Annotated in this window: 10 protein-coding genes and 1 pseudogene; 8 read left to right on the top strand and 3 right to left on the bottom strand. The window is 33.8% G+C overall.

Translation table 11 applies throughout. The features are described 5' to 3' along the window. The first annotated feature begins 108 nt into the window (after positions 1 to 108). Entirely contained in the window at positions 109 to 408 is a 300-nt protein-coding gene (locus tag NCCP28_RS17735) for an ArsR family transcriptional regulator (protein ID WP_127739820.1), read from the top strand. Between the two features lie 88 nt (positions 409 to 496). Here NCCP28_RS17735 and ltaS read toward each other — a convergent pair whose 3' ends face one another. Beyond that, a complete protein-coding gene (gene ltaS, locus NCCP28_RS17730) occupies positions 497 to 2446 on the bottom strand; it encodes a lipoteichoic acid synthase (protein ID WP_127739819.1) in 1950 nt (649 codons plus the stop codon). A 341-nt stretch (positions 2447 to 2787) separates the two neighbouring features. On the opposite strand from ltaS, the gene qoxA reads away from it, so the two are divergent. From qoxA to NCCP28_RS17705, 5 genes and pseudogenes are all read left to right on the top strand, one after another. Then, entirely contained in the window at positions 2788 to 3705 is a 918-nt protein-coding gene (qoxA, locus tag NCCP28_RS17725; RefSeq protein WP_127740026.1) for a cytochrome aa3 quinol oxidase subunit II, read from the top strand. Between the two features lie 34 nt (positions 3706 to 3739). Next, positions 3740 to 5686, top strand: a complete 1947-nt coding sequence (gene qoxB / locus NCCP28_RS17720; protein ID WP_127739818.1) for a cytochrome aa3 quinol oxidase subunit I — start codon at positions 3740 to 3742, stop codon at positions 5684 to 5686. Then, positions 5686 to 6282 carry a cytochrome aa3 quinol oxidase subunit III gene (qoxC, locus tag NCCP28_RS17715; RefSeq protein WP_127739817.1) on the top strand — a complete coding sequence of 199 codons (597 nt, stop codon included), beginning with the start codon at positions 5686 to 5688 and terminating at the stop codon, positions 6280 to 6282. Before qoxB ends, qoxC begins: the two co-directional genes overlap by 1 nt. A gap of 1 nt (position 6283) precedes the next feature. Further along, complete coding sequence (gene qoxD, locus NCCP28_RS17710) at positions 6284 to 6568, top strand: cytochrome aa3 quinol oxidase subunit IV (protein ID WP_127739816.1); 285 nt, start codon at positions 6284 to 6286, stop codon at positions 6566 to 6568. A gap of 348 nt (positions 6569 to 6916) precedes the next feature. Next, positions 6917 to 8041, top strand: a pseudogene (locus NCCP28_RS17705) (IS3 family transposase). A 119-nt stretch (positions 8042 to 8160) separates the two neighbouring features. Here the strand turns inward: NCCP28_RS17705 and NCCP28_RS17700 are convergent. Beyond that, entirely contained in the window at positions 8161 to 8361 is a 201-nt protein-coding gene (locus NCCP28_RS17700) for a capping complex subunit for YIEGIA (RefSeq protein ID WP_182103051.1), read from the bottom strand. Then, a complete protein-coding gene (locus tag NCCP28_RS17695; RefSeq protein ID WP_182103052.1) occupies positions 8348 to 9265 on the bottom strand; it encodes a YIEGIA domain-containing protein in 918 nt (305 codons plus the stop codon). Before NCCP28_RS17695 ends, NCCP28_RS17700 begins: the two co-directional genes overlap by 14 nt. A gap of 170 nt (positions 9266 to 9435) precedes the next feature. Between NCCP28_RS17695 and NCCP28_RS17690 the strand changes: the two genes are divergently transcribed. Both NCCP28_RS17690 and NCCP28_RS17685 read left to right on the top strand, forming a co-directional pair. Then, positions 9436 to 9600 (top strand): hypothetical protein, encoded by a 165-nt coding sequence (locus tag NCCP28_RS17690; RefSeq protein WP_182103053.1) that lies wholly within the window; start codon positions 9436 to 9438, stop codon positions 9598 to 9600. 251 nt (positions 9601 to 9851) lie between these two features. After that, on the top strand, positions 9852 to 11849 hold the full coding sequence (locus NCCP28_RS17685; protein WP_220459910.1) for a heavy metal translocating P-type ATPase: 1998 nt from the start codon (positions 9852 to 9854) through the stop codon (positions 11847 to 11849). Positions 11850 to 11939 lie beyond the last annotated feature (90 nt).

Here is an 11939-nt window from a genome sequence, read left to right as displayed (position 1 = left end):
AGTTTGACAAATACAAGGATATTCATATATTCTATATATGAATGAGTGCGCATTTAAGAATATAGATGCATTCTAATTTATTTTTTAGAAAGATGGTGGGATAAGTAAATGAAAAGAGATATCAACTCTTTGTTATCTGATGAAAATATAAAGGGACTTTCACGTCTTTGTAAAGTACTTACAAATCCAACAAGAATAAAAATATTATCTTTGATATATAAAAAAGAGTTAACAATAAATCAGATTTCTGACAGACTGAAAATGTCTAGTTCTATGATATCTAATCAAGTAAACTATTTAACAAATGTAAAATATATTGAGTGTAGAAAAGGGTCAGAGAATTTTTATAGACATGACGACGAAGAACTAATTATTACAATAAACCAATTATTAAAACAAGCATATTAATAATATCAAATACCAAAGTTATATTTCATCCAACAGAAGAACCTATCCAGTAAGTTACTAGATAGGTTCTTTCTGTTGGATATGAAATTTATTCTTTATCATTATCAGTTCTTGTATAAAAGTAATCATTTGGATCTATCGGTTTAAAGTTTTTAGGAGTATAGAATCTTAAAAGATCACCATTTACTACTTTATCGGAAAGAGAAAGGGTGGTAGTGACCTTATCTAGAAGCCTTTTTGCCTCAATGGTTTGCTCATCCTGTATTACCTTTCCCGTTTTTGAATTGTAAAATTTTTCATCAATTGATGATATGGTTGGACTTACAAAGTCACCGTTTCTAAATGGTACAAGTTCATTATGGTCTTCAGATAAAAGGTCTGTCCCAAATTGAATATATTTTTTCGTATCAATACCCAGAAGATGTAATAGTGTTGGCAACAGGTCAATTTGTCCACCATACTCTTCAATCGTTCCACCTTTTTGGCCGGGTACACGAATGAATAAAGGAACACGCTGTAGTGCAGCTGATTCAAAGGGAGTTACTTCTTTTCCAATCACTTTCTCCATTGCTGTATTATGATTCTCTGAAATTCCGTAATGGTCTCCATACATGATGATAATAGAGTTATCATATAAACCAGTTTTCTTTAAGTAATCAAAAAAGTTATTTAAAGCCTCATCTGCGTAACGTGCTGTTTGAAAATAGTTGTCTACAGATTTATCTTCTGTAGTAGCAGGCTCTATAGAAGTTTCCTCTTGATTCATCGTATAAGGATAATGATTGGAAACAGTGATAAACTTAGCATAAAATGGCTGTTTCAGAGAATTAAGTAAAGGAACGGACTTTTGAAAAAATGGCTTGTCCATAATACCATAACCGGTCATTTGTTCAGGGTCTACATCATCATAATAGCTTTCATCAAAAAAATTAGTATAACCTAAAGACTTATACATTTCGTTTCTGTTCCAAAAGCTACCTGCGTTACCATGGAAAACGGCAGAAGTATAGCCTTGTTGTCCTAAAATACCAGGTGCAGCTTGGTAAGAATTACCACTTTTAGTTGTAAAGGCAGAACCCCTAGACAAGCCGTAGAGTGAATTTTCTATCATAAATTCTGCATCAGAGGTTTTTCCTTGTGCTGTTTGATGGAAGAAGTTATTAAAATATAAAGTATTTTCATCTTGTGTTAGTGAGTTTAAAAACGGAGTAACCTCTTCGCCGTTTAAACTATAGTTTATAACAAAATTTTGAATGGACTCTAAGTGGAAATATATAACGTTCATTCCTTTACCAATACCAAAGTATTCTGGGTTAGGCTTAGCATAATTTGCTTGAGTAAAGTTAACAACTTCTGTTATTTCGTCACTTGAAGCTAATACCCTTTGTGCGGAAGCTCTTGTACTTTGTATACCATCATAAATAGTGTAGTTATATAAACCTAAATACTTTACAATATAATTTCTATCAAATCCTCTTGTTAATAATTGTGGCCTATCTGTCTCCGCTAAAATCAAATTACCTATAGACAAGAGTAAACCAATAGCAAACAAACCCAGTTTCTGCTTTCTTTTTAAGTTTCTATTGTCGATTTTAATAAATTTTACTGCAAATAATATTAGTAACATAATAAAATCAAAAAAGAATAGAAAATCATACGGTTTTAATAATGAAAAAAGGCTACTACTTACATCACCAAAGTTTTGAGTTTGGGTTAAAGTTGGCAGGGTAATGAAATCATTAAAAAAACGATAGTATAGAACATTTGCATACAATAAGAATGATAGAAAGAAATATAAGCCAAATAGTAGATAGTATTTTTTTCGTCCTTTAAATAGCAATGCTATGCCTAAAAATAATAAAGAAGAACCAAGCGGGTTTAAAAATAATAAAAACTGCTGTAAGAGGTTTTCAATCCCTAATTTAAATTGTGTTATTTGTACAAAGTAGGTCTTTAACCATATTAAAAATACCATAAAAAGATAAATAACCATGATATTATTTAATTTTTTAAATTTATTAAGGTAGCTAGTTTCCATATTTACACCTCTTTTATGTCTATTGTATCTCACTTGACGATTAACTTAATATGTCTAAGTGAACATGTATTATTATAATACATTTTGTTTTATATTGAATAGCAAAAACACAGAAGTATCTGGTAACTAAATAATAAAATGGAAAAATATTACTTCTTAATTTCGTCACAATTACATTTATTTTTATATGTTACCATTATAAAGATAGTGAAAATATCAGATTTAAATGAATGATTGCACATATATATTTATTTAAATATGGTTAGGTGTGCATGTAGTGATTAAGTGTGAGGGGGGATAAGACTTTATTAATCAAATTTTTTAAAGAAAGGATACAGATGATGAAAACAAAAAAGATTGTTTATTTTACAGCTATATTAAGTCTTGTTCTTTTAACAGGGTGTGAGCCTCTAATGGTTTTGGATCCAAAAGGCCCACAAGGAAGAATAACTGCCGATATTATTAAGATATCTATATGGACAATGGCTATCGTAGTAGTTTCTGTATTAGCTTTATATTCTTATATGGTATGGAAATACAGGGCTTCCAAACAAAAAGAGGATTACGAACCGCCTCATATTGAAGGTAGCATAAAATTAGAAATAATTTGGACAGCTATACCTATTCTAATTGTTGCTTTTTTATCCTTCATAACAATCAAATCTACCTATGAAGTGGAAGATATACCAAAGGGATATAGTCAAGAACCACTTGTTATTTATGCGTCGTCATCCAATTGGAAGTGGCACTTTAGTTACCCAGAAGAGGATATAGAGACAGTTAACTACCTCTTTATTCCTACAGACCGACCAATACAGTTTAAGTTATATTCTTACGGACCTATCTCTAGCTTTTGGATCCCGCAATTAGGTGGCCAGAAATATGCAATGGCTGATATGCTGAACACCTTAAATCTAGCTGCAGATGTACCAGGTGAATATCCAGGTCGTAATGCAAATTTCACTGGAGAAGGATTTGCTCAGCAAACTTTTAATGTTCAGGCAATGCCGGAGGATGAATATAAGGAGTGGGTAACAGAAGTAAAAAGTACAGCAGAAAAACTAACAGAGGAAAAATTTAATGAATTGTTAAAACCTGGTCATTTGGGTCAGTCAACTTATAATGGAACTCATTTGGGCTTTTCTCCACCGCCTCATGATATGAAAGCGAATACGGAAGATGAAGAAAAAGGGAATTCCGCAGATTCAAATGAGACAGGTAATATGTCAGATACGAACATGGATGGTATGAACCATTAATAATAAATCTTTTTCCTGAAAGGAGTACTACCGTATGGATTTTTTCGATAGATTTGCTGTTCCAAATCCAGGGCCAACAATCTATGCTTCTATGGTTGCAATAGCCCTTACCGTTATAGGGACATTAGTGTTTATAACGTATACAAAAAAGTGGGGGTATTTATGGCGAGAGTGGTTAACAACTGTAGATCATAAAAAAATAGGTATTTTATATTTAATCTCAGCATTATTAATGCTTTTCCGTGGTGGAGCCGATGCCATTATGATGAGGGCGCAAACAGCGGTTCCAGATAATAATTTATTAAATGCTCAGGAATATAATGAAATCTTTACTACACATGGTGTAGTTATGATTATATTTATGGCGATGGCATTTATCATGGCTCTTATGAACTTTGTAGTACCGCTGCAAATCGGTGCGAGAGACGTCGCCTTTCCAAGGCTAAACGCAGTTAGTTTTTGGTTATATTTCTTTGGAGCCATGTTATTCAATATTTCTTTCGTAGTTGGAGGTTCACCAGATTCTGGTTGGTCTTCTTACTTCCCATTAGCCGGAACTGAGTTTAGTAAATCTGTAGGTACGAATTATTACATGACTGCACTACAAATTTCTGGAATAGGTACATTAATAACAGGTATTAACTTTGTTACTACTATCTTAAAAATGAGAGCTCCAGGTATGACTCTTATGAAAATGCCGATGTTTACTTGGTCAGCACTGATTACAAACTTAATCATTGTATTTGCCTTTCCTATTTTAACCATTGCATTAATCATGGGAACAATGGATCGACTGTTTGGTACGAACTTCTTTACAACCACTGATGGTGGGATGGATATGCTTTGGGCTAACCTATTTTGGGTGTGGGGGCATCCAGAAGTATACATCCTCATATTGCCGGCTTTCGGTATATACAGTGAAATTATTCCAACCTTCGCTAAGAGAAATTTATATGGATATAAATCAATGGTAATATCGATCGTTGCAATTTCTGTACTTTCCTTCTTAGTATGGGTTCACCATTTCTTTACTATGGGACAAGGTGCATTAGTAAATAGTATCTTCTCTGTTACTACAATGGCTATTGCGGTACCAACGGGTATTAAGATTTTCAACTGGCTGTTTACCTTAAGGAAGGGTAAAATACAGTTTACGGTTCCGATGCTATATTCTCTAGGATTCATCCCTATTTTCACAATAGGTGGAGTGACTGGAGTAATGCTTGGAATGGCAAGTGCTGACTACCAATACCATAATACAATGTTTCTAGTAGCTCACTTTCACTTAGTAATTATTCCTGGGGTTGTTTTTGCAATGCTTGCTGGGTTGACTTATTGGTGGCCAAAGATGTTTGGATACATGCTAAGCGAAAGAATTGGAAAATGGGCATTCTGGTTTATTTCTATAAGCGTCTGTGTCACTTTCTTCCCAATGTTCATTTCAGGATTAGATGGTCAGGCACGAAGAATGTATACCTATTCTGAGTCAACAGGTTTTGGTATATGGAATATGATCTCCTTTATAGGAGCTTTAGGACTATTAGTTGGGTTTGTCCTAATAGTTTACAATATTCTTTACAGCTTCAAGAATGCACCAAGAAATATTTCTTCCGACCCTTGGGATGCAAGATCTTTAGAATGGGCAACTAAATCACCTGTCCCAGAGTACAATTTTGCTATAACTCCTACAGTTGATTCAACAGAAGCATTTTGGGATTCAAAGAAAAAGGGTTATAAGTTATTTAAAGGGAAAGTAGATAAAATTCATATGCCAAATAACAGTGGCATGCCTTTTGTTCTAGGTTTTATCTTCTTTGTTTGGGGATTTGCCTTTGTATTTGCACTTTGGATTTTATTAATTATAGCAACAGTAGCTATCTTTATTTGTTTAGCATTTAGATCAAACGAAAAAGATAACGGAAGATATATTCCTAAGGAAACAGTAGAGAAAATAGAAAATTCGTTAGGAGGTCCGAAATAATGAAAATAGATCATACTTTGCCTCTTGAATATAGTACAGAACAAAATCGGTTAAATATACTTGGTTTTTGGATATTTCTAGGAGCTGAAATTGCGTTGTTTGGAACACTTTTTGCCTCCTACTTTACTCTCGTTGATCGGACAGGATCTGGACCAACAGGTGCTGAAATATTCGAGATATTACCAGTGATTATTGAAACGATACTGTTATTGGCAAGCAGTTTTACCATTGGCCTTGGTATAAATGCTATGAGATTAAGAAAGCAGAAAGCAATGGTCACTTTTTTCGCTCTTACGTTATTACTCGGCTTAGCATTCTTGGGAGTCGAAATTTATGATTTTGTTGTTTATATACATGAAGGTGCTACTCTGCAAACTAGCGGATTTACTGCCATTCTCTTCACTCTTTTAGGAACTCATGGAGCTCACGTAGCATTTGGAATTCTTTGGGGAACAATGATTATTTTGCAGGTAATAAGAGATGGGATAAATGAAAGAACTGCCAATAAAGCTTTTATATTCTCACTATATTGGCATTTTATCGATGTAGTTTGGATCTTCCTTTATAGTTTTGTGTTCTTGAAAGGAATGATGTAGAATGGGTGAATTATTTCCAAAGAAACATGTGATTGGGTTTGTGTCTTCCTTAATATTAACCGCAATTGCACTAACTGTTTATTTCTTGGATATGTCATTTGCTGTTGGATCTACTATATTACTAGTTACTGCCTTTATTCAGGCAATTGTACAATTAGTAATCTTCATGCATGCAGGTGAATCAAAAGATAAAAATGTAATATACATTAATATTTATTACGGAGTTTTTATCGCCTTGGTAACTGTTTTTGGAACACTTTTAACTTTAATTTGGGGATATTATTAATAAAGATAAAATAATTTATGTATTGTATTCTAAGCTGGGCATGGTTTAATATGTCCAGTTTTCTTTTTTATTTGGTAAGTTATGCAGCCGTTGGTCATATTCAAAGTTTTTTTATTGTTACCTGTTTTGGCATAAATTTGCTTGGTTGTTTGCGGAAATTTATGCTTTCTAATAGTAGGTGGGTAAAGGGTTATCCTACTAACATTAGAGATTATAGCAAAGTTAATTAAGAAAATTTAAAAGAGACATTATCGAATAGGTAAGGTTTAAGTGGAGCGTCTACACTTATCTGGACAGAAAAATTAAGGTCACGTACACTTGATCTAAAACAGATGAGGAGAACCCACTATGACAAAACGAGAACGCCGTACTTTCACGCCCGAGTTTAAAAAGCAAATGGTGCAGCTATACCAGAATGGAAAAACGAAACGAGCCTTTATTGATGAATATGATCTGACTCCGTCATCTCTTGACCGGTGGATCAACCAGGATGAAACCTCCGGTTCTTTTAAAGAAAAAGACAATCGTTCTTCTGAACAACAGGAGCTTTTAGAACTCCGCAAGGAACTAAAACAGCTAAGAATGGAGAACGACATTTTAAAGCAAGCCGCGCTGATAATGGGACGAAAGTAAATGTCATTAAGCAAAATAAAGACAAATACTCGGTATCAGCAATGTGCAGCGTCCTACAAATCTCACGTAGTACGTATTATTTATTATGAGGCCAAAGAACGTCAGTCAGAAGACGACGTAACAGGCACTGTTATAGAAATTTTTAAACAAAATCGCAACACCTATGGCACGCGTAAGATTAAAGTCGAGCTTTACAAGCGTGGATTTACAGTTTCTAGAAGACGAATTGGCCGTATCATGGAGGAGCAAGGGCTAGTTTCCTCCTATACAGTAGCACAGTTCAAGCCACAGAAAACTCCCTGTAATGAGTCGGCTCAGGCAAACGAATTGAAACGTAAGTTTCAGCAGACAGAAGTAAAAAAAGTAGTGGTCAGTGATTTAACATACGTTAAAGTCAAAAATAAATGGCATTACGTATGTATCTTTGTCGATCTTTTTAATCGAGAAATCATTGGTTTCAGTACAGGAACCAACAAAGATGCGAGCCTTGTCGCACGAGCTTTTTCTTCTATTCAAGGTGATCTGCGGGATATCCAGCTGTTCCACACCGACCGTGGTAGCGAGTTTAAAAACCAGCTCATCGACCAAACGTTAGCGGCCTTCCAGATTGGTCGCTCTTTAAGCATGAAAGGCTGTCCATATGATAACGCTGTAGCGGAAGCTACATTTAAAATCATTAAAACAGAGTTTATTAGCCAAATGAAATTTGATAGTTTAGAATATTTAACGCTAGAATTCAGTGACTATGTTAACTGTTATAACAAGCTTCGAATCCATGGAACACTAGGTTATGTAAGCCCCATTGACTACAAACAATCGTCCCTTAAAAAAGCTGTTTGATTTAATGTTGACAATCCAAAGAATGTTTTAGTACCTATAAAATTAGGAAAAAAGGACAAAGTAAAATCTTCATATTATAATTCCAAGATATCTCAGTCGAAAGCACTTAACTCCTAAAATTAGCGATCAGCAGTTATAACAAGATATAAACCATTACTTAATTTTACTGTATCCCCTCTAACAGCTAGGGCTACTTCCCTTACTAACGATTGCTGTTCTTTCTCTTCTTTTGCCTGAATGAAAAGTGCATTTCCAGAGTTAATTGTTTCATTTGTATGACTACTGCTTCCAATAACGGCAAAAATTTTAATGTCTTCCACAATTATTTCTCCTTTTTTGTAAATATTTATGATTCTTTTGGACTGTTTCAAGAACAGGGGTGCGAAGAATAGAAGAAATCATATTATCAATATTATGAATTATAGGTACGATTACAAAAGCAATTCTCCCGTTAGAATAATCTTTTCTGGTAAAATGGTACCTTTTTAAGCCAAGAGTTCTGGTGATTTCAAATAAAATAGCTTGTCTTTGGCCAAAATTATCAAGGAAGATTCTATAGTGTTCTTGTTTAGGGCTTAAAATAACAGCTATCCCCTCTTGAAGTATCATCTCTTGCCCACGAATACTACCTATACGATTAGAAATAAACATATCATCTGCATAAAGCTCGTTATTTTTTATAATTATCTTTGCTTGGTTTACTACTGCAAAATCAGATATAGTTTTCCCTTTTGAGAAACGGACTAAGATTAAAAAGATTAAAATTCCCCCTAATATTCCCAAGCTTATACGGATGAACACTGGCATTGTTTCGAGTGACTCAGCTATGACACTTATTGTTAATGCAACAAATAAAGCTATATAATTTCTCGCCTCGTAGGTCTTCGAAATACCATCGATATAAGCACTTCCGCGTTTTGTGTATTCGGTTTCTTCTAAGGATTTTAGGCTGTCTTGTTCTAACTTTCTAACACCCTGAAATTGAGTTATTGCCAAAGCTAAAAAAGTAGCAGCTGTAACGTTATTTGTCATTATTGCAGGGATGAAAGTTGCCCCTAATGTTGATGCAACAAAACCAAGTGCAATTTGGCTAAGAACCCCATTTGGATAGGTGGGATATTGTCTATAGTCCTCTCTTAAAATAAGTACCCTAGCAAGTGTACCACCAATTATTCCTATAATAATTAAAATTAAATGTGGGGTAGATAGAATTTGTGCTCTCATTTTTTCCCCCTCCTCATATCTACTTTTCAAAAATATTATCTCCGCAAATGAATAATGTATTCAGGTTTATAATAATAAAATGAACTTTGTATGGTTGGAGAAAATTTCAAAAAATATCATTCATATTAAAGTTTAGTTTAGATAAAAATAGATTTGGGAGGTGAAAAAATATGTTTAATAAAAATAAGTTTTTAGGTGTAATAAATAATATGGGAAATCCAGATGATATAAGTCTGTTAAATAATTTAGGAATTAAAGAATCAAACGAACCATTCATTGAAATAAATAATCCATTTGAGTTGAAAGAACCAGTTGAAATTAGAGAACCACAGTAATATAAAGCAATGAATACACTGAGAAAAAACTCTGATTAAAATATTGAACAGAGTTTTTTCTCATAAAATTAGGATAAGTTAAATTTATATTGGATTTTTATTGATTATTATTTTATTTTCTAACCACTTAGGATAAATGAAACGAGTATTCACTTAATAAAGCCTATTATATTTTAAAGAAATTGTTTCAATATCTCATATTTAAGGAAATACTACACTGAATAACGAACCAGCCAATGGAGGTAATTAGTTTGGAGAATAAAAAGCAGAAAGATTCAATTCATAAAGGAGAAAACCATGAAAATAATCACCATCACGGAGGAATCTTTGGAGGTAATACAGAACTTATTTTTTCATTACTATGTGGTGCCTTATTAGGAATTGGTTATCTGATAAGTATAACGAAAGATAATGTCAGTTTAATATCCATTACTTTGTATGTTATAGCGTATTTTTTTGGCGGATTTTTTACGCTTAAAGAAGCTATTTCATCTATAAAAAAAGGAAAATTTGAAATAGACTTTCTAATGATCTTGGCAGCAATTGGGGCAGCTTTTCTAGGTGAGTGGGCTGAAGGTGCATTGTTACTGTTTTTGTTTAGTGCAGGACATGCACTAGAACATTTTGCGATGAATAGAGCGCGTAATTCAATATCTGCCCTTGCTGATATTGCCCCTAGAACAGCTATTGTCAGAATTGGAAAAGATCAAAAAGAAGTGCCTATCGAGGATTTGACAATCGGAGATATCGTAATTGTAAAGCCTAATAGCAAAATATCAGCTGATGGAGTGGTCGTGAAAGGTAAGAGTAGTGTTAATCAAGCTCCAATAACGGGTGAGAGCATGCCTGTTGATAAAATTCCTATAAGTAATCCAGATAATATATCGGAGAAAAATCTACCTTCTGAAAGTAGAGTGTTTTCTGGAACCATTAATGGTACTGATACTTTAGAAGTTAAGGTATTAAAAGAGGCTAACGATTCGACTTTAAGTCGTTTAATAAAATTAGTGAAAGAAACGGAATCACAGAAATCGCCTACTCAATTATTTACTGATCGTTTTGAGAAGTATTTTGTCCCAGCTATACTTATATTGGTGTTTTTACTTCTTTTTGCTTTTCTTGTTTTAGATGAAACATTTAGTGAAAGCTTTTATCGGGCAATGGCAGTTTTGGTTGCAGCAAGCCCTTGCGCATTAGCTATTTCTACGCCAAGTGCTGTATTAAGTGGAGTAGCAAGAGCTGCTCGTGGAGGTGTATTAATAAAAGGTGGGTTACCTCTTGAAAATTTAGGAGAATTAAAAGCAATAGCCTTTGATAAAACAGGAACATTGACGGAGGGTAAACCAAAACTAAATAAAATCGTAACTGTTAATAATGTTAGTGAGGAAGAGTTATTATTAACTACTATTGCGGTAGAGAAATTAAGTGATCATCCACTAGCAGCCGCCATAGTAAAAGGTGGAGTAGAGAAACTCGGAAATAGACCAATAGAAGAAGCAGATAGTTTAAAAGCCGTTACGGGAAGAGGTGTTACGGCACAGTTAAATAATGAAACCATTTATATTGGAAACAGAAGTTTATTTGAGGAGCACCTCTCCATTAGTTTACCCGATGATTTATCAAACAGTTTAAATGAATTGGAGTCAAATGGAAATACTGCGATGATAGTAAAAAAAGAAGAAATGTTTCTGGGTATTATTGGACTGATGGATACTCCAAAAGAAGAGGCTGAATCTGTTATTAAAAGTTTGCGGAAGTACGGAATAAAACGAATGATAATGATTACAGGTGATAATCAACGAGTAGCGGATAGTATTGCGAAATTAATCGGAATTAAAGAGGCTTGGGGAGGACTACTACCTGAAGATAAGGTTAAAGCAATAAATGATCTTAAAGAAACTGAAAAGAAGGTTGCTATGGTAGGGGATGGTGTTAATGATGCTCCTGCTATGGCAAAAAGTTCTGTTGGTATTGCAATGGGTGCTGCAGGGTCAGATGTTGCGTTAGAAACAGCAGATATCGCCTTGATGGCAGATAATTTAAATGATTTACCTTTCGCAATAAATCTAAGTAGGAAAAGTAAATCCATAATAAAGCAAAATTTATGGATAAGTTTAGGCGTTACTGCTTTCCTGATACCTGCAACTTTATTTGGTTTTACTGGAATTGGGTTAGCTGTTTTAATACATGAGGGATCCACAATACTTGTTGTTTTTAATGCATTAAGACTTTTAGCTTTAAAAAAATAATTTTCTGTATACCACAAATAATATTTAAATACGGGAAGGTAAAGTAGTTTAGATTAATGTGTAATATATCCCATTAGAATTATAGTAAAC

This window comes from Niallia sp. NCCP-28 (genome assembly GCF_023168165.1).
Taxonomy (GTDB): domain Bacteria; phylum Bacillota; class Bacilli; order Bacillales; family Cytobacillaceae; genus Niallia.
Note: the sequence above shows the minus strand (reverse complement) of the source record. Positions and strands in the feature narration are given on the sequence as shown.

Coding starts and splice junctions, on each gene's coding strand:
- NCCP28_RS17735 (WP_127739820.1), top strand. CDS start 109: ATGAAAAGAGATATCAACTCTTTGTTATCTGATGAAAATATAAAGGGA.
- qoxA (WP_127740026.1), top strand. CDS start 2,788: ATGAAAACAAAAAAGATTGTTTATTTTACAGCTATATTAAGTCTTGTT.
- qoxD (WP_127739816.1), top strand. CDS start 6,284: ATGGGTGAATTATTTCCAAAGAAACATGTGATTGGGTTTGTGTCTTCC.
- qoxB (WP_127739818.1), top strand. CDS start 3,740: ATGGATTTTTTCGATAGATTTGCTGTTCCAAATCCAGGGCCAACAATC.
- NCCP28_RS17695 (WP_182103052.1), bottom strand. CDS start 9,265: ATGAGAGCACAAATTCTATCTACCCCACATTTAATTTTAATTATTATA.
- ltaS (WP_127739819.1), bottom strand. CDS start 2,446: ATGGAAACTAGCTACCTTAATAAATTTAAAAAATTAAATAATATCATG.
- qoxC (WP_127739817.1), top strand. CDS start 5,686: ATGAAAATAGATCATACTTTGCCTCTTGAATATAGTACAGAACAAAAT.
- NCCP28_RS17690 (WP_182103053.1), top strand. CDS start 9,436: ATGTTTAATAAAAATAAGTTTTTAGGTGTAATAAATAATATGGGAAAT.